Origin of the sequence: Halobacillus halophilus DSM 2266 (assembly GCF_000284515.1) — a bacterium.
In the GTDB taxonomy this organism is placed as follows: domain Bacteria; phylum Bacillota; class Bacilli; order Bacillales; family Halobacillaceae; genus Halobacillus; species Halobacillus halophilus.
Window position 1 is genome coordinate 704,560 of the sequence record NC_017668.1, and the last position, 21,879, is coordinate 726,438.

The following is a 21,879-nucleotide window of genomic DNA, read 5'->3' on the forward strand; positions in this document are numbered from 1 at the left end:
TATATTAGTTGAAAGCTAATGCCCTTTTTACAGGGACACGCCGACTTTCTGTCTGGTACGGGCAACTGCCTGTAAAGCTTGTTCAATGTCTTCAATTAAATCACCGGGGTGTTCAAGTCCGACGGAGAGTCTGAGCAAACCATCAGTAATACCACGTTTCGCTCGTTCTTTTTCCGGCATAGCTGCATGGGACATCGTGGCCGGATAAGATAGAATCGATTCCACAGCCCCAAGGCTAACGGCAAAGACAGGGAGACGGATCTGCTCCACAAACGCTTTGGCTGCTTCTTTATCCGCCAGGCGGAATGACAGCAAGGCCCCTGCTCCGGTCGATTGTCTACGGTGAATCGGATGACCGGCGTGATGGGAAAGTCCTGGGTAGTAAACCTCTTCCACCAGGGAGTGCTCTTGCAGATGAGAAACAATTTTAAGTGCTGAGTCTGACGACTGCTTCAGCCGGGCACCGAGAGTCTTGATCCCCTGAATGAGCTGGTAAGAGTCCTGAGCGCCGAGAATAGAACCGAAGGAGTTTTGAATAAAAGCGAGTCTCTCTCCAAGTTCTTCATTTTTAGTTACGGCAAGCCCTGCAATGATATCACTGTGACCGGATAAAAACTTGGTCGCACTATGCAGGACGATATCGGCTCCAAGCTCAAGTGGATTCTGATAGAGCGGCGTCATGAATGTATTATCCACGAAGGTTAAACATCCATGGGCTTTAGCAAGTTTTGCCACTCCTTCAATATCTGTGATATTTAAGCAAGGGTTGGACGGCGTCTCTACATAAATAACTTTTGTATTGGACTGGATCGCCCGGCTGGTTTCGTTGAGATCGGTCATGTTAACGAAAGTGTGATCGATATTGTATTTGCCAAGCATTTCGGTGATTAATCGGAATGTCCCGCCATAGACATCTTTGGAAACAAGTACATGGTCACCGGCGGAAAGCAGCATAAAGGCAGAGGAGATAGCTGCCATGCCAGATGAGAAGGCGAGACCTCTTGCGCCGCCTTCCAAGTTAGCGATTGTATCCTCAAGCACCTGTCTCGTTGGATTTCCGGACCTGCTGTAATCATAAGGACCCATCGTATCGAAGCTTTCCTGATGGAAGGTTGAGGATAAGTAGATTGGTACATTCACTGCACCGGTAGCCGGTTCGTGATGACTTCGATTATTCGCAGAGCCGTGGATGAAACGGGTTTCCAACTGATCGTTTTCTGGCCTCATTGTATTTCCTCCTTTTGAATAGCAGAGAGAGCGTGCTTCAAATCATCAATCAGATCGTCTTCATGTTCTGTACCTACGGAGAAGCGAAGCAGACGGTCACAGATTCCGCGTTCTTCCCGTTCTTCTTTTGGAATATCCGCGTGCGTCTGCGTGGCCGGGTACGTAATGAAGCTTTCGACTCCTCCGAGACTTTCGGCAAAAGAGATGACTGACAAATTCTCAAGAAAATCAGAGATGCTGGAAGGATCCTCCACACGGAATGAAATCATTCCTCCTTTTCCAGGATAAAAGACTTTTCTAATGCCCGGATCGTTTCTTAGAAACTCAACAATAGCCTTCGCATTCGCCTGCTGTTTATCGAAACGAAGCGGCAGGGTCTTTAATCCACGTATTAAGAGCCAACAGTCAAAAGGGGAGAGGACAGCACCTGATGAATTTTGGAAGAAAGCGAGCTTCTCACAAATCTCTTCTCCTTTGGCGACGACCACACCGGCTAATACATCGTTGTGCCCGCCAATATATTTGGTAGCGCTGTGGATCACAATGTCCGCTCCTAAGTCCAGCGGCTGCTGGAGGTAAGGCGTTAAGAATGTGTTATCGACAATGAGCAAAAGGTTATGCTTCTTAGCAATCTTTGAAACTTCTTCTATGTCCACTTCCTGCAGCAGCGGGTTGGTCGGCGTTTCAAGAAAGATGGCTTTTGTTTTCTCGGTAATGACACTCTCAACATCCGTGAAATCGGAGTAGGTTGAATGGATCTGGTAAGCATCTGCGTAGTGTTCGAGTAAACGGTACGTGCCGCCGTAAATATCTTCCGCAACGATCAATTCTTCATTTGCACGGAACAGGGAAAGGATCAACTGGATCGCTGCCATTCCTGAACTGCAGGCGAAGGCTTGATCACCGTTTTCAAGCTGGGCCATGCCTTCTTCGAGAAGATGGCGTGTCGGGTTTTTGGTGCGGGTATAATCATATCCGGTGGATACCCCGAGTGATTTATGCTGATAAGCGGTAGATAAATAGATGGGCGGATTCACAGCCCCTGTTTCTTCATCACTGTTATTGCCTAGCTGGGCTAAAATTGTTTCAATCCTGTTCCGTGCCATGGTGATCATCTCCTTCGTAAAAAAAATGGATATAAAAAAAGGACCTCCTTGAAGAAGAAGGTCCTTTATGTATAAAGAGTCTCCTTATCTTCAAGGTATAACTACTACCTTCTGGATTTAGCACCGTGCCAATGGCTGGTTGCTGAGGTATCAAAGGGCCAGTCCCTACACCTCTCTGGATAAGTTTTATTATTATGTAATTTTTGGAAAATCAACTGCTGAACACTTTACATGAAAGGTATGCTTAAATCAAGAATGATATTAAAAATTACTAAAAATTTCTTTCAAAAATTAGGCGGTTATCATTTCGCTTGCGATTTACAATACAGGAAAACAATTCAAGAATCAAGAGAGTTTTCAGAAAAAATTCATTTTTCTAAAACTGATACTTTGTTTGAAAAAAATCATTTAACCCCCCAGTCCACCTAAAGACAGGGGGGGAATGATTTTATGCATATTGCTGAAGCTGCTTATACATTTGTTCGCCTTCTTTGTTCAGGACGTTACCTTTGCCGTGACATTTCGAGCATTCCTTCACATAACTGGTTTCTTCGATGGCCATCTTCCAGGCTAGTGTCTCATTGGCATAGTTTACACGCTGGTAATGGTCCACAATTAAATTGGCTTTTCCATCATCATATTCCTTATACTTTCCAGATCCGTGACAGAGAGGGCATACATTATATAGAGTACTCACCGATTGAGTCTGCATTACGCTCACTTCCTTATAGTTTATTATTATAAATTATGATTGATTTTACGTAATATTCAGTCTATTTGCAAGGTAATTTTCTGTTTTTTCCAAATATAAATAAGAAAAAAAGTCATGAGAGTGGATGGAACAAGGGTTCAGGGTATTTGTTAAAATATTGTGAACACGCATAGGGAGGGAGAAGATATAGTTTTATATAAGTGTTAAACAGTCATGAAAAAAACCCGACTGACAGGTGCTTGGAATTTCTATTTATATTATGATTTGGCTTCTGTAAACCACTTATAATTGGGCACTTCTTGTCCGGTGTCCCTGGCTGTATTATCCACCATATAGATTGTTGTTTATTCGGGAGATTCCATTTAGGCTGTACCTCAATTCATCTTGAGTCGTCCTGAAATTTTTACAAATGGATGTGTTAGATATCGTTGTGGTTTTATCCAGAAAGGCTGTCTAAAGAGGCGGAGTGTTGAAGACTTACTTATTAAGGCAGAACGACCGAATTACAGGTGGGGAGGCGGCGCAATAGAACAGACTCACAGGGCAATTGCCATAATAAAAAGCCATCGGGAACTGTATCCCCGATGGCTAATATACGGAAATCTATTTATTTTCCGATGAACATTTGCGTCCAGTAGTTTCCGTCTTCTACATAACCGACCCCGATGTGAGTGAAGTTCGGATTCATGATGTTTTTACGGTGACCTTCACTATTCATCCAGCCCTGGACTACTTGCTCAGGAGAAGTATGGCCCATAGCGATATTTTCACCAGCCGTACGGTAGTCGATGCCATAGTCTCTTAACATATCAAACGGAGATCCGTAGGTTGGGCTTGTGTGGGAAAAGTAGTCATTTTTCTGCATATCGAGAGACTTATCTCCCGCGACAGCACTTAACTCTGTATCTAGTTCGAGAGGCTCTAGTCCCTGCTTCGCGCGTTCCTGGTTGGTCAGCTCTACAACTTGTTGTTCAAAATCTGAGATTTCAGATTGATCGGCTTGCTCTGTCGTGTTGTCTTGAGGAACGGCCTGTTCGGACGGCTGCTCCTGCTCTTCTGGCTGAGCTTCAGGTACTTGCTGAGTAGGTTCTGCTGGTTCTTCTTTCACCGGTTGTTCCTGAACTGTGGCTTTTGGCTGTTCAGGTTTCTCTTCAGGTTGAGTTTGAGTTTGGAATTGCTCCCGAAGAGACTGAATATCCACTTGTTGGATATTTTGACTCTTTAAGGCTTCTTCATTTTGGTGAACCCAGTTCACCACGTATTGTATGTGAACATTTCCTTGCTGGAATTTATGAGACTCGCTGTCTCCTGAAGATGCGAGAGAAGTTGCTGGAGAAGCTAGTAGTGATAGTGCAAGAGCTCCTGATAGAATCAATGATTTGCCTTTCATACTCGAATTCCTCCTTGAAAGTTATGTTTTTGGAACAATTTCATCCTATCATCTGGTTTTTGTAATAATATTGGATTTTTTTAGTAATAAAGAGATGAACTTAACTCTGAACATCTCTTAGGGAAAATTATCGCTTCGGCGAAAGCAGATAGATCTTTAAATTTCGGGAAATTTAAGTACTACTATGAAAATAGTAAAATAAATCTTTTATTGGAATTTTTATCATTTAGTAGTATAAATTAGCGGTATTAGACGGTTGACAGGGGTTTTAGTACCTTGGTTTTTTTACAAATATGTCTGGGATGTTACATCGATCCTATTAGAAATTTTAAGAATGACTGCCTAAACAAAAGGGAAGGGAACAGGAGAAAGGATGAGGCGAATGAAATTAGAAGGAAAAATAGCACTAGTTACAGGTGGGTCAAGAGGACTCGGGAAAGTCATTAGTAAACATCTTGCTGCTGAAGGAGCACGAGTGGTGGTGAACTACGGAAGTAATCCGGACCCGGCCAATGAAACCGTGGATGAAATCAGGGGGAAAGACGGAGAAGCCATCGCTGTACAGGCTGATATAACCGATGAGGACTCCGTGAACGAGCTCGTTCGTAAGGTTCAGGAATCATATGGTGAGAATATAGATATTGTCGTTAATAATGCTTCAGGACCTCAGCCGGAGTACTCCCTTGAAGAAAATACTTGGGAAACGTACATGGATCAGCTTCAGTTTTTTGTTAAAGCGCCATTAATTCTAACAAAAGCAGTTATGCCTGGCATGAAGGAGAACCAATACGGCCGTATTATTAATATTGGCAGTGAAGTTGTACAGCTTGGAAATGCCAATTTCTCAAACTATGTAACAGCTAAATCAGCCATGATTGGCATGACCCGTTCCTGGGCAAATGAACTTGGACCGCACGGTATTAATGTGAACCTTGTTAATCCAGGTTTTATTCCTGTAGAGAGACACGGGGAGGTAGATCCTTCTACCCTGGAGGGTTACAGCAGTCAGCTGCCTCTTCGGCGTATGGGGAAACCTGAAGACATAGCTAGTTCAGTTGTTTTCTTGGCATCTGATGATTCTCAATTTATTACCGGACAATCGATTTCTGTGAATGGAGGAAATACATTTGGGGTTTAATGAAGTTCAACTCTTTTTCTAAGTAACCTTTCTCCAAACGGAACGTCTAATTCTATATAGGAGATTAAAATCCATGTACGGGAGGGCGTTCAATGAGACACAGGAAGTTCAGGTTGCTGATGCTCGGAATCCTGCTCGGGGCCGGCGGTTACGGCTGCGAAAATAGACAGCCAATTGAGCCGCCTCAGGAGAATCCTGTAGAAAGCATAGAAGAAGAGGTATTAGAGAACGAAGAATCCTCCACGAATCTACCCGGAGAAAATTCTCGTAAAAGTATGATAGCTAACGATGAGGAAATCATTGAAATGCTGAAAGCTTCTGGTGAGCTTAAAGATAACGCCACGGCAGCGGAAATAAAGAGAGCTCTTCAGGACTACCTCGGAGGCAAAGCTCAATCGAAAAAGAATGAGAAAATAAAAAGTGAACCAGAACTGCCCTGAAGGCTGCATAGCCCCCTGGGCAAGTGTTGGTTCACTTTTCTTACTAGCATAACGGACTGAGTTCATAACCTCTTCATCGTGTGTAAGAGGAGCTGTCTAGGTTTCTTAAAAAGACTCCATACACAAATCAAGAAAGCTCGGAGTAAAAACACACTCCGAGCTTTTTTATGCTGCTAACATCTAAAATGCCCCTGATCCCCCGCCGCTGCCGCCAACACCAGCTCCGCCTCCGCCAGCGTTTGCGCTGGCTGCAGCTGCAGCCGAGATGGTTTGATCCGCTTCGCTGAAGCTTGATTGCAGTGAAGCAGCAAGGATAATAAAGAGCATCATATCATTGGGGGCAGCCGGTGTGTGCGTTTCCATACTGGAGAGTGAGCGGTTTCGAGCCTCGGGCTCATTTTCTACTTTTCTATGTCCTGTGCCAAGCTCATAAAGAAAAATGCGAAGTTGTTCATCATCAGTTAAAGACCCTCGGTCGCTCTCTGTCTGCAGCAGTTTTTTCCATTGCATCTGAATCTTTTTACCTTTAATCGTATGCGGGCGATAAGCAAATGCCGTTACCAGTAACAAGGCTCCAGCAATGATGTATAGGATCATCCAGGGAAACAATTGATAAATACCAAATAGAATGGCAAGGGTTCCAATAAGGGCGGTTAATCCTCTTGTTTGACGGTCTTTTTCCATAAGTTGAAATCTTTCTGGTACTGCTCGTGGTTCGACTTGTCAGTGGAAGCGAGATAAGAATAACTGCGGCAAATAGGATGGAAAGTATTTTTTTCATAATTATCCAACTTATTTCCTCTTAGTAATACGCTGATCCATACGAATAAGTTTCATAGAAAAATGTTTTAGTCCAAGTTGATTTTTGGAAGTAACAGTAATATACTACATTACAACACTAATGCACCAATTCAGAGAGGAAGGGGAGCATGTGATTCTTAATACCGACGGAACGAAGCCGATTTATTTGCAGATAGCTGAATGGATCGAAAATGAAATCCTAAACGGCGATCTGCCGGAGGACGAGAAGGTTTATTCTCAATATAAGCTTGCGGATATGTATAACATTAATCCGGCGACAGCCGCCAAAGGGCTCACAAAGCTTGCGGAGGAAGGGATTCTTTATGATAAGCGAGGTATTGGAAAGTTCGTGTCCTCCGAGGCGATAAAAATCATCAAGGACAAGCGAATAAACCATACACTAAAGAGTATGGTCGAGGATCTTATTCAAGAGGCTGAACGGCTCGATATGGCAGAAACAGAACTAATTTCACTGATAAAGGAAACAAGAAGTAGAAACAAAGGGGGATAAGAATGAACATCATTGAATGCAGGCAATTAACGAAAGCTTACCGGGGGTTTAAAGCTCTGGATCAGCTTTGCTGCACAATTGGAGAGAATAAACTGGTTGGACTGGTCGGAAGAAATGGTGCAGGTAAGACAACACTCATGAAGATTTTAAGCGGCATGCTTAAGGAAACATCCGGAGAAGTGAAGGTATTTTCTAACCGCCCGTTTAACAGTCTGCTCGTATCTGCCAATTCTATCTTTATTGATGACCAAATGAACTTTCCAACAGCTCTTTCCCTGGCAGACATTCTGGTGGAGGCCGGCGAGTTTTATGAACATTGGAATGAGGAACTGGCATGGCATTTATTTGATTACTTTGGGTTTCATAAAAAGGAATACCATAAAAATCTATCAAAAGGGAAAGAAAGCACCTTCAATATGATTGTCGGACTTGCGGCCCGCTGTCCACTCACTATATTTGATGAACCGACTACAGGCATGGATGCGGCCGTTCGCAAGGATTTTTACCGGATATTACTTAAGGACTATCTCGCTTATCCACGTACGATCCTCCTATCCACTCATCATTTAGAAGAAGTGGAGGATCAATTGGAAGAGGTACTGCTGCTGGACCAGGGGGAGAAAGTGCTTCACATGTCGATCGAAGAGCTCAGAGAGCTTGCGATAGGGTTGAAAGGGAAGCGTGAAATACTGGCACCGTATTTCGCCGATCGCAAAACTATTTATACGGAACCTTTTGGGATGGGTGACGAGTATATCGTTACCAGAAATAATTTTTCTCAGAAAGAGAAACAGGAAATGAAGCGTGAAGGAATTCAATTTTCAGGCGTTTCCGCTAGTGATCTATGTATCTACTTAACTTCTTCAGAATCTCAAAAAGGGGGGACTTTAGATGACATCCTTAACTGAAGTAAGCACCAGGGAGGTGATTGGTAAACAATATCACTATAAACTGAAAGCTTATATGGGGATTCTCACCTCTCTTGTCACTGTACAATTGCTAGGACTGCTGTTCTCGTTGAATGGGGTCGGTTCTCGAAGCCTTGGCACCTTTGGTCTGGACCTCAATATTAATTATTATTCAGCGGATATGATCATCATTTTCACCTTTTTCTGGGGCTTCATGAGTGCCCTTCTTATGACCACGAAAGCTTATCGGGAGGATGATTTTGCTTTTATTACCAACCGCTTCAGCAGCAACATGTCTTCCGTTGCTTTCATCGCTACAGTAAGTGTTATCGGCGGTCTGACTGCGATTATGGCCAGTTTCTTACTTAAAGTGGTAGTCTATTTTATTTTAGGAAACAAGGAGGTTATAGGTACAGGGCTCGCGTCCGGACCGTTAACGTTTACTGAGGGTGTGTTGGCTATGATTCTGCTCGTTTTCCTGTTCAGTTCTCTTGGTTATTTAGCCGGGATCATCGTCCAGGTTCACCGTGTGTTTGTGGTTTTACTTCCTGTCTTGTTTTTTGGAGGACTTCAGTATTTATCAAGCACAGAAAACTGGAATCTTCCAGCGTTCATGTTTGAATTCTATTTTCAAGAATCTTTGTTTCTACTATTTGCAGCTAAAGTAGTGGCAAGTGCCGCCCTTGTCTTCACGATTGCGTTGTGGATTTCGGACCAATTGGAGGTGAAGAAATGATGGACGCTCTATTGATTGGTCTTCTGCCCATTACGTTCTTTATAGTTTTATTCGGGTCTTTAATTGTAATGAATTATAGAAAAAGCAAAGCCCGAAGTACCCACTTGTCAGCTAAGACCCCGGTATGGGTATTTGGAGGCTATGTGTGCCTCCTGCTCGTTAGCTTTATTCTCTTTTTCTTTATCCCTGAGCAGAACATAAGCTCCGATAACAGTGAGGGGAATATTTCAGAAACAGGAAGAGAGCTCTATCAAAAAGCTCTAGCGGGTGAAGTTACGGATATAAACGAGAAATACCTGCGAAAAGAGTGGAGCTTTGATTATGAGTATGAGCGGCTGGAGATTGGCGAAGAAATTGAAGCACCGAGCGCACTTACTATTGTGGTGGACCAAACTAACGATAGTGAGCAAATTACGGCTGCTTTTTATTCAACTCCGGCTTCTCTCCAGGGAACGGTGCTGAATCATGATTTACCGCTTAGGATCGGGATGGCAGACCAACGCCTGAATCTTCTTCTCACTCAAACGACCGACCGTACATTTACTGTTTTTAGTCCGGCGTTTCCATTCACCCAGTTTACGGAGGAAAAGGATGGGATAATGGAAGGTGAGATGGAGTGGGGCACTTATATCTTGTATGTGAGCGTTCCTAAGGACATTAATGTGTCTTCGGATTACCATTCTGTGGAATATGTAAAGGAATAAAAGAAAAGCCCTGATTCGCGGGGCTTTTTCTTATTTAGGTTTTATTTAACGTAAATAGACTTATTAAGCAATAGGGCCGGATTGTGGAAGACTCAGTTTCGAGATAAATTGGGCCCGTTACGCTGTGAGGAGGGGGCTGGTGGGGAAATAACTCGCTTTCCTATGGCCCTACACGACGTGGGGTCGAACGACGATGCCACAGGAAGTGGCGACTTTAGTCGATCCACCTTTTTACCAGGAGCTTCCTCGCTCGTTTCACTCCCTGCGGGATCTCACCTGATTCCTTCTCCCGTTCTTACACTTCATAAGGAGGGAGTAATACATCAATGCCTAAACGTCATAGAGTGCTATCCAGCTCCAGCACCTAGCGTCTAGTGAGACTTCCCTCACTTCTGTACGATAAGGCAACATCGAATCGCTCCGCTCTTCGTGTTTTCTTTATCTCCGCCAGTTCAGTCCAGTCCATACGCCGCTGACCAAGGTGCTTCCGCTTTCATCCAGGGAGTCTCGCCATTTCCCCACCAGCCCCAGCTTGATTAGGAAGAACGGCCCCTTCGGAAAAAGAGAATTCTGTTCTCCTTAACCTGGCTGGAATGCTTATATAACAGGCTCTATCCCATAGTTTCAGCCTGATAAAAGGATAAAGCGGTTTCGATCTTCTGATTTGGCAAAGTCCGGAGGGGGATGATGTAGACTCCTGTGGGATGAAAATGACAGGGGAGACCCCGTAAGGCGAAGCCTGAGGAGGCTCCGCGCATTCCCACGGAAAGCGAAATCATCCCCCAAAGGACTGTCCTCTCATCCTAAATATCTCGAAACTGAGTCTTACAGAAAAGGGAGCTTATCTTGAATATCAGCCTTGGGCTTTAACCGAGCCATTATTTAAAACGAAGCAGGTCTCCTTTGATAATGTGATCGGACAATTTAAGCTTTTCACGTGCCTTTTCCCGGCCTTCTTTGCAATGCGAAGCATTTACAGGCTGGCTGCTGTCTGTTTTAGAACAAATGCCATCCTGGAAGAGGTAGGAAGGCGTAATAAAATCACCATCACGGAAAGCGACAAACTCTTCTTTTTCGCCAGCTAGAAGATTATGGCTGAAACTCATGTAATTTTCTGTTTGCTTCCCGAGCAAATGGAGAACAGTAGAGCGGATGTCAATTTGCCCGCCTAACGTATCAATTGTTTTTCCTTCCATTCCAGGAATATGAATAAGCAGAGGAACACGCTGGTTCGTGGTATGAGAAAGCGCCGTATCGGGTTGATCGAGAAGCTCATGTACCCCGTCTTCATATTCCTTAGAGATACCGTAATGGTCCCCGAACAGCACAAACATCGTATCCTGATACATCCCTTCTTCTTTTAACGATTGAAAAAGCTGACGAATCGATTCATCCAAGTACCGAACCGTAGTTAAGTACCGATTTACAACCGGCTCCGATGTATCCGCTAGAGGAAGGCTGCGGTCCTTCTCGTCCAGTAAAAATGGAAAGTGATTCGTAAGGGTAATAAACTTCGTCATATAAGGCTCATTTAATTGCTTCATATACGGGATCGATTGTCTGAAAAAAGATTTATCTTCTATTCCGTAATTAATCTGGTTTTCTTTGTTAATCTCATAATCCTGTTTGGAAATAAACTGGTCATAGCCCAGGGAATCATACATTTGTTCACGATTCCAAAAAGTTCTTACGTTTCCGTGAAAAACAGTAGTCTGATAGTCTTTTAAAAGTTCTGGCAGGCCGTTAAACGTATTATGGGGCCGGCGTACGAAGACAGAACCACCGTCGAGAGGATATAAGCCAGTATCCACCATGAATTCTGCGTCCGAGCTTTTGCCTTGAGAAGCCTGATCGTACAGGTTGGAAAAGTAAAGACTATCATCTTTTAATTCATTTAAAAAAGGAGTAACGGGTTCGCCCTTTACTTCGGTATCAATCACGAAGTTTTGTACAGATTCCAGTGTGATAAATACTACATTCTTTCCCTCTGCCCGGCCAAACCATTCTGTCTTTAAAGAGTCTTTTTCTGATACAAACTCTTCCACAGATCCATCAGCTGATTCGTCCGCCGTAACCTTCTGCAGCGGGGCCGTGATGCTGTAGGCAATATCAAACCATTGATACGCATAGATGCTGATCGAGGTCACGACTTTATCACGATTATAGTTTTCCTGAAAAAGGTGGGGAGAATGCCACCAGGAAGCTGCTAGGAGAACAAGTGTAATACCCGCCGCACTTCCCGCGTATTGCTTTTTCTCCTTAGATGGAATCGTGAAGGATCCTCTCTTAATTAACCACCAGCCAATTACAACTAAGTCAATAGCAAAAAACAAATCCCAAGGTGAAATAAGCGTCCATGTACTCTGACTAAGTCCTCCCACGTTGCCTACCTGAAGCAAAATAGGAAGGGTGAGAAAGTCTTCATAAAAACGATAATAAATTAAATGAGCATAAAGGAAAAAGGTGGTTAAAAACATTAATCCTATTAATACCCATGGATGCAGGCGTTTGAAAAAGAAAAATGAGAGCCCGAACCAAAGCAGCAGGGGCCCGAGCGAGCTGAAAATTAACAACAAATGATCGATGAGTCCAGGCGGCGACATCTGGAAAGCGACATACATAACGGCTGTTGTTTTCAGCCAGTAAAACAAGGCAATCCAATAGGCTTTTTTCACGACTGCTTCACCTTTAGGAGATTTTCAGAACTCAAGACACGGTTTATAACTTCCCCGAGTCGAAGGAGGTGGTTTGAATCCACGTCACCCATTAGCGCAATCTGTACCCAGTTTCGTCTAGCCAAATAGCTGCTTTCGTAGTTAATGAAAATCCCGTTTTTCTTTAATCTGTCCCCAAAACTCTGCTGGGAAATGTAATCCGGGAGGGCAATCGTAACAATCCCGTTTGAATAGCTGTGATCACCAAGAACCTTTAATCCCTGGTTACCCAGCACATTTCGAAGTTCCATCATGAACGCCCCAAGAGGACGTTCATCGCCCGAAGTCAGAGATGCCTCAAGAGCATGAACCAGGTTGGTAGAGTGGGTGTACGGGATGCTCTGATTCGAATCGTAAACGCCAAGGTCCAGGTATTTTGGAATATCCGGGTCCGGTACCGGTACATAGTTGTGAAAGACGATCGCAAGTCCAGGGTAAGAGGCAAGAGCTTTCCCGCTGACACTGGAAGCAATATGAACACCAGAAAGATCAAGCGGATCGGCGCCCAGGGAACTGCAGGCATCCAGACAGAGTTTTACATTTTCATAGTCTGCTATTTTTTTCAGTTCTTCGACATCAAATAAATATCCGGTAGAAGTTTCGCAATGGACACACCAGATCCATCCAATGGAAGGGTGTTCTTTCAAAAAGTCACGAACACGGTTCAAATCGATCGGTTCGTTCCACGCTTTCTGCATCCTGTAAAAATCAAGCCCTGTCCGGTGGGCATGGTCCATCAACCGGTCGCCGAATTCACCATTTGAGAGAATAAGCCCAGTCTTGTCCAACTGTTTAATTTGCTGGGCAACGACGTCATTAGCAAGTGTTCCTGTACCCACGGACACCATGACGTATCTGGCATTTGTCCGCTCTGTAAGAGAGTTACGCACCTTTTTCATTCGCTCGATAAAAGCCCCGGTTCGATGAGACAGGGGAGGGGCTGCCAATGCCTCTTTCACTTCATTTTTTACAGGTACTGGCCCAGATAGAAAAGAAATCGGTTCATATCGGGCCAATATCCGGTGGAAGGCCTGAGTAGCTTTGACAAAACGATCCTTCGTGAGTTTCATTGGCTGAAATTTAGCACCTTCTTGACCTGTCATGGGGCCGAAAGGTTTAAAACCTAACTTCAGGTACAGCTTCCATTCACGTTCCGTTCCAGAGATTAAGGCTGCATCGTAGTTCTCCCTGAGACAGTATCGAATCAATTGGTCAATGAGTCCAAAGAAAACAGAACCTTTCCGGTATTCCGGATGGATGGAAAGTAGACGAATTTCGCAAGGAGCATCGACCCCATGCAGATAGCTGTCAAGATTAGGGAGTTTCTGGTCTAGAGAAAAGGGGCGCGTTGCCCGGACGGCGATCATACCGATAATTCTTTCGTTTTCTTTTGCAATGATATATGTATTTTCGTCGTGAAAACGATCCACCAGCTTGCGGTTTTCATTCTCTTCATGCTGGGGGATTTCTTCTACAAACGTTTGATAGTTCAATTCATGAATTTGTCTGTATTCTTCCTTTGAGTCAGCAGTTTTATATTGTATAGACTGTTTTGTCATATCTGTTCCTCCTTTATTGACAAACGGGGGTGTACAGGGAGGGTATGGGCTATAACGACCAGGCAGTATCCAATACCCAGGCATAGACCAACCCATAGGTCCCCCTGCCAGATCGTCAGAAGCGGGGGAATTGCCATTGCGGCAATCATTACTTTTGAAAATGGCATAGGGGTAATACTTGCTATGAAGGCGATAAGTCCGAATAGAATCAGGCCTAGAGGTTCAAGCATCAGAAGGGCTGCCAAATAGACGACTATACCCTTGCCGCCCCTTCCTTTTAAAAGCAGCGGCCATATATGCCCTGTAATTAAGGCGATAACTGAGAATCCAATGATGATAGGAGAGGCCGATAAGTATAGGAACAGGCTTAAAGGCAGAATTACTTTTAGTGCATCAATAACCACCGTCCATACAAAAGCTGGCTTCCCCAGTACACGTCCTGCGTTTCTTGCCCCGCCCGTGCCACTTCCAAGAGTACGGATGTCCGCACCTTTCTGCCATTTGGTCACCATATAGGCTCCGTTTATATTTGCAATGAAGTAGCAAATCACGATCCACACGTTACAACACCTTCCTATCTGCTCATATTTTACCATCTTGAAGTTTCTGGTAAAGGGAGAAGGTGACGAAAACCGTCAGAATTTCTTCTTTTTTAGAATTTGCCTCTATTAAATCTCAGTATCGCATGTTAAAGATAAGCTCCCTTTTCTGTAAGACTCAGTTTCGAGATAAATGGGTCCTTTACGTTAGATGGACAAGGGCTGGTGGGGAAATAACTCGCTTTCCTATGGGGGAACGGTAAGCTTCCTCGCTCGTTTCACTCCTTGCGGGATCTCACCTAGTCCCTTCTCCCATGGGAGTCTCGCCATTTCCCCACCAACCCCGCTATAATGTTGCGAACGGACCCTTCCAGAAGATGAAAGTTCTTCTCCTTAATCTGCATTAAACGCTTTTATAACAGGCTATTGTGCATCGTTATACCCTTAAAAATAGGTACAGAACCACCTGGTCTAATTCCTTACGAGTTAAAGTGGTTTCGAGCTTCTGATTTGGCCAGGTCCGGAGGGGGATGATGAAGACTCCTGCGGGATAAACATGATCGGTGAGACCCCGGAAGTCGAAGACTGAGGAGGCTCAGCACATGCCCGCGGAAAGCGAATCATCCCCCGCAGGACCTTTCTTGTCATAAAAGTATCTCGAAACTGAGTCTTCCACAATCCGGCCCTTTAGTTTAATAAGCTGTGGGAAGGTGGCCGGTTTATTTCTTAATACGTACCCCCACTTCCCTTTGACAAACCTCTTGCAAGCACACAATAGATGCAGTTTAAAGCCTCTCGTAGTGCAACGTTTGGCAAGGTTATGAGGAGCGGGGAGTGCTGGGATAAATCTGCCCTTCCATTCACACATATAGGCAGAGGCACATATGATTGCCATAGAGGTGGTGAAGAATGAAGGAAAGATTGCACAATAGAGAACACGATCCGCTCACGGTTGAAAAAGAAGAATGGAAAAGACGACAGCTGAAAAGCCGGTTGAAGCAGCTACTTACAATATCATCACCGATCTTCATCCTGATTTTATGGGAATTTTTATCAAGAACCGGCCTCGTAGATGCACGTTTTTTTCCGCCTCCCACAGAAATTGTAGGCACGTTTATTACGATGGGGACAAGTGGTGAATTATTTGAACATATAGGAATATCACTGTTTCGCATAATGGCAGGATTTTTGCTTGGCGTGATCCCGGCCATCATTCTTGGACTGCTGATGGGGCTGTATTCTCCGCTGAGGCATTTTTTCTCCCCGTTAATTATGGCCCTTATGCCGATTCCAACGCTTGCTTTATTACCAATTATTTTAATTCTGTTCGGAATAGGAGAAGTCTCCAAAATTGTGACCATCGCCGGGAGTGTATTTTTTCCGGTTATTATCAATACCGTTGCCGGAGTTATTACCATTGATCGTATTTATTTAGACGTAGCCCGGAACTATGGAGCGAATTCCCGTCAGTTCTTTTTTAAAATCGCACTTCCTGGAGCTTTACCTGTCATGATTGAAGGAATTCAGATGGGGCAGGCCATTGCTCTTCTTACAATAGTGGCTGCTGAAATGATGGGTGCGAATTCCGGGATTGGTTATCTAATCTGGACGTCCTATAACGCCTTTTTGTTAAAAGAAATGTATGTCGGCCTGGTGCTGATCTCATTCTTTGGCTACTTGTTCTCATTAATCCTGAGAGGCTGTCAAAATAAACTGCTGCCATGGAGATAAACAGAGGAGGACGTCTATGAGTCATTCAGCAAAGATTTCAATTAAGGATTTAACCAAAGTTTTTTACAAGAAAGGCTCCAGTGTCACCGCTTTAAAAGGGGTGAATCTGGATATTAAAGACGGGGAATTTGTCTGTCTTCTTGGTCCAAGCGGCTGTGGGAAAACGACCCTGCTCAGAATTCTGGCAGGGCTTGAAACTCCAAGCACCGGGGAGTTTATCATTTCCCGGGAAAAAGAGGAACGCCCGCTTCAGTCTATGGTCTTTCAGGAACGCGGTGTGATTCCATGGCTGACTGTCAGAGAAAATGTAGCGTTTGGTTTGAAGATGAGACATCTTCCCAAAGGCTACATTAAGGAGCGGACGGATTACTACTTAGAAAAAGTAGGGCTTGAGCAATTTTCTACTCTTTATCCAAAAGAACTTTCCGGTGGGATGAAGCAGCGGGTCAGTATTGCACGGGCGTTTGCTAATGATCCGGAAATTCTGCTGATGGATGAACCGTTCGCTGCCTTAGATGAACAAAACAAATTTATTTTGCAGGAAGAGCTATTAAGTATTTGGAGTGAAACCAAAAAGACGGTCTTATTTATAACCCACAGCATTGACGAAGCTTTATTATTGAGCGACCGTATTGTGCTTATGAGTTCACAGCCTGGCACACTTGTAAAGGAAAAAAGGATCGACATGCCGCGACCACGCACGATGGAAGAGGTGAGGGCAAACGCCGATCTTGCTTCAAGTTTTGTGGAAATCTGGAAGCATCTTCAGGATGAGGTTCAAGGATCAAGAATGTAGGAAGGGGAAACATTATGAAAAAGTTGGGCATCTTTCTGATTCCAATTATGTTTTTTGTTTTACTGATCGGCGGGTGTGGTTCGGACACCACTAAAGAAAAAGAGGAAGGTATTCCTCCTGAAACGTCCGGTGAACATCCTTCTGGGGATCTCGCGCCGCTTGATAAAAAGGCAACGGTCATGATTGCAGAAGATGGAGCAGCTTCCGGAGCGGGATTTTATATTGCGAAGGAAAAAGGGTATTTTGATGATTACAATATTGATGTAAAGTTCACTCAATTTGCGAACAGTGATGATATGCTTCCTGCCCTTGCTGCGGGTGAAATCGATATAGCGGGAGGCGTTTCCACAGCATCCTTTTTCAACGCCATCGCTCAGGGAATTGATGTAAAAATCATTGCAGATAAAGGCCATTACATTAAAGGAGATTCCTATTTCTCTTTTGTGATCCGGGAAGAATTAAAGGATGAGATTAAAGACTATTCAGACCTGAAAGGAAAAAGAGTGGCTGTTTCCTCGCAAAATGCCGTTGATGATTACATCTTTCGATCTATGCTTGAGCATGCTGGTTTAAAAGAAAGTGACGTGGAATTCGTATTAATGTCTGACTTTGGCAATATGCTGGCCGCTATGGGGAATGGCTCTATTGACGCAGCGCTTCAAATTGAACCGCTTATCACACAGGGAATAGAACAGGGACTTCATGTTCGCCTCGGCGATGCTACTGACTTCGCACCAGATGCACAAATTGCCATGGTGCTTGGTTCTCCAGAATTCATTGAGCAGGAAACCGACGTATCGCTTCGTTTCATGGCCGCTTATTTAAAAGGGGTACGTGATTACAATGACGCCTTTATTAAAGGAGAAGGAAAAGAGGAAGTCATTGATATCATGACCAAACATACGGCTTTGAAAGACCCTGCGCTGTGGGAAAAAGTAGCCATTACTGGACTTGATCCAAACGGCCGGATGTTTACAAAGGATATCAAGAAACAGTATGAAATGTATAAAGAGAATGGAGCCATACGCGGCGAGTTCGATTTTGAAACCTCAATAGATACATCTATGACCGAAAAAGCGGTCGAGGTGCTTGGTGAATATAAGTAAGAAGCTGAAGTGAGAGGGTTTCCTCTCACTTTTTGCTTTATAAGTTAAGACATCCACTATAGATTCCCCTATAATAGAAGGGAAAGTGTAATAGAGAGGAGAGAATGTGATGACGTTCCAGAAGCTGACCGATTTTAAAGCATTCACTGAGCTATGCAGCCGCTGTTATCCAGGAATGAAACTCGACTCCTATGAAGCGAAAGAAAATCATCGCAAGCGCCAGAAGAAGTTGGACAAAGAAGCCAATGTCCAGCATTTGGGTCTTTATCAAGATAACTCCTTGGTCGGAGGATATATCGAATATGCTCACACGTTGAACCTCTACTCCCGGAAAATAGATGCCCGAGGCGTTGGCATGGTAGCTGTGGACCTGCCTTACAAAAAGCAGGGGTTTGCCAAGCAGATTATTCAGGCCTTTATTAAAGATGCTCGTGACCAGAGCATACCACTCGTGCAGCTCTATCCTTTCCAGCCTTCTTTTTATAGAAAGATGGGCTTTGGGCTTGGACCATTTTTACATACATTTCAGTTCCATCCGTCACAGCTTCCTTTCTTTTCTAAAAGTGAAGCCCTTACTGTGCTCGATCCGGCTGATAAGTATGAGATGGCAGCGTGCTATCACCGGTGGGCTGATCATACGCATGGGTCGTGTGAAAAGCCGTTGTACGAGTTCAGATCACTGGAAGCGGATGATTATCATGTGGTTGGTTTGAAAAAAGAAGGGAAAATAGATGGGTACATGGTGTTTCAGTTCAAGCAGTCTCCAGGCGATCATATGCTTCTGAATGATTTACATATTGTTGAATTTATCGCGTGTACAACCGAGGCCTATCAATCGCTGCTTCAATTCTTGCACAATCAGAAGGATCAGGTTCGTTCCGTTTATTTTCCGACCTTTAATGAGCAATTTTCTTATATGCTGGAGAATCCTACTCATACAGACGATGAACTTATCTTCCGGATTTATCATAAAATAAGTGAACAGGGCCAAGGTCTGATGTACCGGATCGTGGATGTTCCTCTTTTCCTGGAAAATCTTAACCATCACTCGTTTGGACAGGAATCTATTCGGATTAGATGGAACATATCCGACAGCTTTATGGATGAACATCATTCTTATGTATGGGAATTTACGGAAGGGGTTCCGAGAACAACGAATCAGCTTCCTGACGTAGAGATCCACATAGGAATAGCTGAATTTTCATCACTTATGATGGGATGTGTAACCTTGGACAATCTTCTGCTGGGAGGTTATGCAGAAGCAGAACCAGGAGAGTGCCTTGATCAGGCTATTAAGCTATTTCAAAACCCTAAACCACCCGAAAGCTGGAGTTTCTTTTAGGTGAACGATAGGCGTCCCTTTCCCTGCAGGTACGTGCGGGAAGGAAAAGCGGGTCATGCCCGGTTCTCCGATTAATTATTCGAATTCAGGGAAAAATCAGGATAGAATGATTTTCTGTCATGGAGGTGCTTCAATGGAAAAGATAGCAGGGAAAACGGTATCCGAATGGGTTGAGAGTCTTCCCTTATTAGATAAAATTATGAAAGGTGAGCCCGTGTTTTGGATCAATACATCGGCCAGAAAGATGGGTAAGGTGCCTGATTTTGCAGTAACCAAAGATGACATCTATGAAGCGGAACAACTGTGGAAACGGTTTGCCCCTTTTCTAAAGAAGGCTTTTGCAGGAACGAAAGATGGGGCAATTGAGTCGCCTGTAAAATCATTAAAAGAAATGAAAAAAGACCTGAGCTCCTATTATGATCAACCATTTGAAGGAGAGTTTTACTTAAAATGTGACCATGATCTTCCTATATCGGGGTCTATTAAAGCACGTGGCGGGGTGTTTGAAGTCCTGAGCTATGCAGAGAAGCTGGCGCTTGAAAATAATATGGTCTCCAAAGAAGATAACTATGAAGTGTTTCTTGATTCTTCATTCAAACAGTTCTTCAGTCAGTACACGATCGGCGTGGGATCGACAGGGAATCTGGCACTGAGTATTGGTACCATTAGTGCTAAACTCGGATTTACGGTAGAGGTTCACATGTCGGCTGATGCGAAGCAGTGGAAGAAGGATCTGCTCCGGAAAAAAGGAGCGAAAGTTTACGAGTATAAAGGAGACTTTAGTGAAGCCATTACGCAAGGACGTTCGATTACGATGGACGATCCGCTTGGCTATTTTGTAGATGATGAAGACTCGAAGGCCTTATTTTTAGGATATAGTGTGGCTGCCCTTGAATTAAAAAGACAGTTGGATGAAGAGGGGATTAGAGTAGATAAGGACCATCCGCTGTTTGTTTACCTTCCGTGCGGCGTAGGAGGATCTCCGGGTGGGATTACATTTGGATTGAAGGAAGTGTTCGGGGATCATGTTCACTGCCTGTTCGTAGAGCCTACTCATTCTCCGTCCGTACTGCTAGGAGTAATGACAGGGGAACACGAAAAGGTCTCTGTTCAGGATTTTGGTCTGGATAACCTTACAGAGGCGGATGGGCTGGCGGTTGGACGTCCTTCCCGGTTTGCGACAGAAATTAGTCAGTATTTGGTAAGCGGTTTTTATACTATGGAAGACGATGAAATGTACCGTTTGCTTGCATTACTGGCTGATTCAGAAAACGTGTACGTAGAACCTTCCGCAGCTTCAGGACTTTCCGGTCCGTTAAGACTTAAAGAGTCTGGCATTCTCGAAGAAAATGGATGGAAGGACAAAATGGGTCGTGCGGTTCATTTAACCTGGTCCACAGGCGGTTCCCTAGTGCCGGATCAGGATAGGGAGAAGTTTTATCAAAAAGGAAAATCACTGCTAACACCCGTGACCGAATCCTGAACCAAATGGAAGAAACAGCCACCTCAGGTCATCCAGATTCTGGATGACCTGAGGTGGCGTTTTTTTACATATTCATAGCAGTGATTCGGCGCCGTCGATGAACACCTCGGTCCCTGTAATGTGGGAAGAAGCATCGGACAGCAGGAAGTGTACGAGGTCGGCCACTTGTTCAGGTGAGCCGACTTCTTCATTAAGCGGTGAACCTTCTACTTCTTTCTTTACTGGTATATCAATTTTTTCAAGCTCCTGCTCATCCGGACGGGTGTTTTCACCAATATTGGTATCGATGAAACCTGGGCACATAATGTTAACGCGGATTCCCTGGGAAGCCAGTTCCACGGCAGCCATTTTGCCAAAGGCCATAATTCCGGCTTTAGAAGAACTGTATGCAGAAAAGCCTTTATTCGTGAAGGTACGGTTACCATTAATGGAACTGGTCAGTACGACACTTCCGCCTTTTTCCTTCATGTGGGGGATGGCATATTTCAGGGTCAGGAAAGAACCCTTTAAATTGGTTTCAATGGTATGGTCCCATTCTTCAGGAGGCATGTCCTCGATGGGCATAACTTTACCGTTGACTCCGGCATTGGCAAATACCCCATCAATTCGACCCCAGTGTTCTTGGACCATATCTATACTTTTTTTCACCTCTTCCGGAGAAGACAAATCAGTGGTCAGGGTCAGCGTGCGGTTGGATTCTCCTTGAAGCTGCTGTTCAGCTTCTTTTAATCGATCTTCATTAATGTCTAATAGGGCTACATTTGCCTGTTCATGTACAAGTCTGCGAGCGGCCGCATATCCCATACCAGAAGCAGCGCCCGTAACGATGAATACTTTATCCTGTACAGTTGTCAAACCTTCCACCTCTTTCTATTGTCATACTTCCCTTTATCCAGAAAGCCCTCGTGAAAAACCTGTTCATTACTATAATTCCAT

The 21,879-nt window shown here is 44.2% G+C and carries 23 protein-coding genes and 1 riboswitch; of the genes, 12 read left to right on the forward strand and 11 right to left on the reverse strand.

Annotated features, from left to right (window positions below; all coding sequences use genetic code 11):
- Positions 1-27 precede the first annotated feature (27 nt).
- Together metC and HBHAL_RS03510 are read right to left on the reverse strand one after the other, a co-directional pair.
- A complete protein-coding gene (metC, locus tag HBHAL_RS03505) occupies positions 28-1,227 on the reverse strand; it encodes a cystathionine beta-lyase (RefSeq protein WP_014641964.1) in 1,200 nt (399 codons plus the stop codon).
- A complete protein-coding gene (locus HBHAL_RS03510) occupies positions 1,224-2,333 on the reverse strand; it encodes a methionine biosynthesis PLP-dependent protein (RefSeq protein ID WP_014641965.1) in 1,110 nt (369 codons plus the stop codon). The genes metC and HBHAL_RS03510 overlap by 4 nt, the downstream gene beginning before the upstream one ends.
- An 81-nt stretch (positions 2,334-2,414) precedes the next feature.
- Positions 2,415-2,519, reverse strand: a riboswitch (SAM riboswitch).
- Positions 2,520-2,573: 54 nt separating this feature from the next.
- Between HBHAL_RS03510 and HBHAL_RS21330 the strand changes: the two genes are divergently transcribed.
- Positions 2,574-2,762: a hypothetical protein gene (locus HBHAL_RS21330; protein ID WP_014641966.1), complete on the forward strand. Its 189-nt coding sequence runs from the start codon at positions 2,574-2,576 to the stop codon at positions 2,760-2,762.
- 19 nt (positions 2,763-2,781) lie between these two features.
- On the opposite strand, the gene HBHAL_RS03515 is transcribed toward HBHAL_RS21330, so the two are convergent.
- From HBHAL_RS03515 to HBHAL_RS03520, 3 genes are all read right to left on the reverse strand, one after another.
- Entirely contained in the window at positions 2,782-3,045 is a 264-nt protein-coding gene (locus tag HBHAL_RS03515) for a hypothetical protein (protein ID WP_041601185.1), read from the reverse strand.
- A gap of 257 nt (positions 3,046-3,302) precedes the next feature.
- Positions 3,303-3,383 (reverse strand): hypothetical protein, encoded by an 81-nt coding sequence (locus HBHAL_RS22045; RefSeq protein WP_407636687.1) that lies wholly within the window; start codon positions 3,381-3,383, stop codon positions 3,303-3,305.
- A gap of 269 nt (positions 3,384-3,652) precedes the next feature.
- Positions 3,653-4,435: a CAP domain-containing protein gene (locus HBHAL_RS03520; protein ID WP_014641968.1), complete on the reverse strand. Its 783-nt coding sequence runs from the start codon at positions 4,433-4,435 to the stop codon at positions 3,653-3,655.
- A gap of 382 nt (positions 4,436-4,817) precedes the next feature.
- Between HBHAL_RS03520 and HBHAL_RS03525 the strand changes: the two genes are divergently transcribed.
- Positions 4,818-5,573, forward strand: a complete 756-nt coding sequence (locus HBHAL_RS03525) for an SDR family NAD(P)-dependent oxidoreductase (protein WP_197536712.1) — start codon at positions 4,818-4,820, stop codon at positions 5,571-5,573.
- Positions 5,574-5,665: 92 nt separating this feature from the next.
- Positions 5,666-6,013, forward strand: coding sequence for a hypothetical protein (locus HBHAL_RS03530; RefSeq protein WP_014641970.1), 348 nt, complete (start codon positions 5,666-5,668; stop codon positions 6,011-6,013).
- Positions 6,014-6,193: 180 nt separating this feature from the next.
- Here HBHAL_RS03530 and HBHAL_RS03535 read toward each other — a convergent pair whose 3' ends face one another.
- Positions 6,194-6,697: a hypothetical protein gene (locus HBHAL_RS03535; protein WP_014641971.1), complete on the reverse strand. Its 504-nt coding sequence runs from the start codon at positions 6,695-6,697 to the stop codon at positions 6,194-6,196.
- Positions 6,667-6,804 carry a hypothetical protein gene (locus tag HBHAL_RS21335; protein ID WP_158512343.1) on the reverse strand — a complete coding sequence of 46 codons (138 nt, stop codon included), beginning with the start codon at positions 6,802-6,804 and terminating at the stop codon, positions 6,667-6,669. The genes HBHAL_RS03535 and HBHAL_RS21335 overlap by 31 nt, the downstream gene beginning before the upstream one ends.
- A gap of 140 nt (positions 6,805-6,944) precedes the next feature.
- Between HBHAL_RS21335 and HBHAL_RS03540 the strand changes: the two genes are divergently transcribed.
- From HBHAL_RS03540 to HBHAL_RS03555, 4 genes are read left to right on the forward strand one after another with little or no spacing between them, the layout of a single operon-like run.
- Positions 6,945-7,325 carry a GntR family transcriptional regulator gene (locus HBHAL_RS03540; protein WP_014641972.1) on the forward strand — a complete coding sequence of 127 codons (381 nt, stop codon included), beginning with the start codon at positions 6,945-6,947 and terminating at the stop codon, positions 7,323-7,325.
- A 2-nt stretch (positions 7,326-7,327) separates the two neighbouring features.
- On the forward strand, positions 7,328-8,233 hold the full coding sequence (locus HBHAL_RS03545) for an ATP-binding cassette domain-containing protein (protein WP_014641973.1): 906 nt from the start codon (positions 7,328-7,330) through the stop codon (positions 8,231-8,233).
- Entirely contained in the window at positions 8,217-8,969 is a 753-nt protein-coding gene (locus HBHAL_RS03550; protein WP_014641974.1) for a hypothetical protein, read from the forward strand. The genes HBHAL_RS03545 and HBHAL_RS03550 overlap by 17 nt, the downstream gene beginning before the upstream one ends.
- A complete protein-coding gene (locus HBHAL_RS03555; protein WP_014641975.1) occupies positions 8,966-9,673 on the forward strand; it encodes a hypothetical protein in 708 nt (235 codons plus the stop codon). Before HBHAL_RS03550 ends, HBHAL_RS03555 begins: the two co-directional genes overlap by 4 nt.
- A gap of 878 nt (positions 9,674-10,551) precedes the next feature.
- On the opposite strand, the gene HBHAL_RS03560 is transcribed toward HBHAL_RS03555, so the two are convergent.
- Genes HBHAL_RS03560 through HBHAL_RS20320 form a run of 3 tightly spaced genes read right to left on the reverse strand, consistent with a single transcriptional unit; the run spans position 10,552 to position 14,506 of the window.
- Positions 10,552-12,348 (reverse strand): LTA synthase family protein, encoded by a 1,797-nt coding sequence (locus tag HBHAL_RS03560; RefSeq protein WP_014641976.1) that lies wholly within the window; start codon positions 12,346-12,348, stop codon positions 10,552-10,554.
- The gene (locus HBHAL_RS03565; protein WP_014641977.1) at positions 12,345-13,946 is read right to left on the reverse strand and encodes a GNAT family N-acetyltransferase; all 1,602 of its coding nucleotides are present in this window, start codon (positions 13,944-13,946) and stop codon (positions 12,345-12,347) included. Before HBHAL_RS03565 ends, HBHAL_RS03560 begins: the two co-directional genes overlap by 4 nt.
- Positions 13,943-14,506, reverse strand: a complete 564-nt coding sequence (locus HBHAL_RS20320) for a glycerol-3-phosphate acyltransferase (protein WP_014641978.1) — start codon at positions 14,504-14,506, stop codon at positions 13,943-13,945. Before HBHAL_RS20320 ends, HBHAL_RS03565 begins: the two co-directional genes overlap by 4 nt.
- Positions 14,507-15,394: 888 nt before the next feature.
- Between HBHAL_RS20320 and HBHAL_RS03575 the strand changes: the two genes are divergently transcribed.
- From HBHAL_RS03575 to HBHAL_RS03595, 5 genes are all read left to right on the forward strand, one after another.
- Positions 15,395-16,216, forward strand: coding sequence for an ABC transporter permease (locus tag HBHAL_RS03575; protein ID WP_014641979.1), 822 nt, complete (start codon positions 15,395-15,397; stop codon positions 16,214-16,216).
- Between the two features lie 16 nt (positions 16,217-16,232).
- Positions 16,233-17,012 carry an ABC transporter ATP-binding protein gene (locus HBHAL_RS03580; protein WP_014641980.1) on the forward strand — a complete coding sequence of 260 codons (780 nt, stop codon included), beginning with the start codon at positions 16,233-16,235 and terminating at the stop codon, positions 17,010-17,012.
- 14 nt (positions 17,013-17,026) lie between these two features.
- On the forward strand, positions 17,027-18,118 hold the full coding sequence (locus tag HBHAL_RS03585) for an ABC transporter substrate-binding protein (RefSeq protein ID WP_014641981.1): 1,092 nt from the start codon (positions 17,027-17,029) through the stop codon (positions 18,116-18,118).
- Between the two features lie 109 nt (positions 18,119-18,227).
- Entirely contained in the window at positions 18,228-19,460 is a 1,233-nt protein-coding gene (locus HBHAL_RS03590) for a GNAT family N-acetyltransferase (protein WP_014641982.1), read from the forward strand.
- A gap of 133 nt (positions 19,461-19,593) precedes the next feature.
- The gene (locus tag HBHAL_RS03595; protein WP_014641983.1) at positions 19,594-20,943 is read left to right on the forward strand and encodes a D-serine ammonia-lyase; all 1,350 of its coding nucleotides are present in this window, start codon (positions 19,594-19,596) and stop codon (positions 20,941-20,943) included.
- A gap of 72 nt (positions 20,944-21,015) precedes the next feature.
- On the opposite strand, the gene HBHAL_RS03600 is transcribed toward HBHAL_RS03595, so the two are convergent.
- Positions 21,016-21,798 carry an SDR family NAD(P)-dependent oxidoreductase gene (locus HBHAL_RS03600; protein ID WP_014641984.1) on the reverse strand — a complete coding sequence of 261 codons (783 nt, stop codon included), beginning with the start codon at positions 21,796-21,798 and terminating at the stop codon, positions 21,016-21,018.
- Positions 21,799-21,879 lie beyond the last annotated feature (81 nt).

Coding starts and splice junctions, on each gene's coding strand:
- metC (WP_014641964.1), bottom strand. CDS start 1,227: ATGAGGCCAGAAAACGATCAGTTGGAAACCCGTTTCATCCACGGCTCT.
- HBHAL_RS03510 (WP_014641965.1), bottom strand. CDS start 2,333: ATGGCACGGAACAGGATTGAAACAATTTTAGCCCAGCTAGGCAATAAC.
- HBHAL_RS21330 (WP_014641966.1), top strand. CDS start 2,574: ATGCTTAAATCAAGAATGATATTAAAAATTACTAAAAATTTCTTTCAA.
- HBHAL_RS03515 (WP_041601185.1), bottom strand. CDS start 3,045: ATGCAGACTCAATCGGTGAGTACTCTATATAATGTATGCCCTCTCTGT.
- HBHAL_RS03520 (WP_014641968.1), bottom strand. CDS start 4,435: ATGAAAGGCAAATCATTGATTCTATCAGGAGCTCTTGCACTATCACTA.
- HBHAL_RS03525 (WP_197536712.1), top strand. CDS start 4,818: ATGAAATTAGAAGGAAAAATAGCACTAGTTACAGGTGGGTCAAGAGGA.
- HBHAL_RS03530 (WP_014641970.1), top strand. CDS start 5,666: ATGAGACACAGGAAGTTCAGGTTGCTGATGCTCGGAATCCTGCTCGGG.
- HBHAL_RS03535 (WP_014641971.1), bottom strand. CDS start 6,697: ATGGAAAAAGACCGTCAAACAAGAGGATTAACCGCCCTTATTGGAACC.
- HBHAL_RS03545 (WP_014641973.1), top strand. CDS start 7,328: ATGAACATCATTGAATGCAGGCAATTAACGAAAGCTTACCGGGGGTTT.
- HBHAL_RS03550 (WP_014641974.1), top strand. CDS start 8,217: ATGACATCCTTAACTGAAGTAAGCACCAGGGAGGTGATTGGTAAACAA.
- HBHAL_RS03555 (WP_014641975.1), top strand. CDS start 8,966: ATGATGGACGCTCTATTGATTGGTCTTCTGCCCATTACGTTCTTTATA.
- HBHAL_RS03565 (WP_014641977.1), bottom strand. CDS start 13,946: ATGACAAAACAGTCTATACAATATAAAACTGCTGACTCAAAGGAAGAA.
- HBHAL_RS03575 (WP_014641979.1), top strand. CDS start 15,395: ATGAAGGAAAGATTGCACAATAGAGAACACGATCCGCTCACGGTTGAA.
- HBHAL_RS03580 (WP_014641980.1), top strand. CDS start 16,233: ATGAGTCATTCAGCAAAGATTTCAATTAAGGATTTAACCAAAGTTTTT.
- HBHAL_RS03585 (WP_014641981.1), top strand. CDS start 17,027: ATGAAAAAGTTGGGCATCTTTCTGATTCCAATTATGTTTTTTGTTTTA.
- HBHAL_RS03590 (WP_014641982.1), top strand. CDS start 18,228: ATGACGTTCCAGAAGCTGACCGATTTTAAAGCATTCACTGAGCTATGC.
- HBHAL_RS03595 (WP_014641983.1), top strand. CDS start 19,594: ATGGAAAAGATAGCAGGGAAAACGGTATCCGAATGGGTTGAGAGTCTT.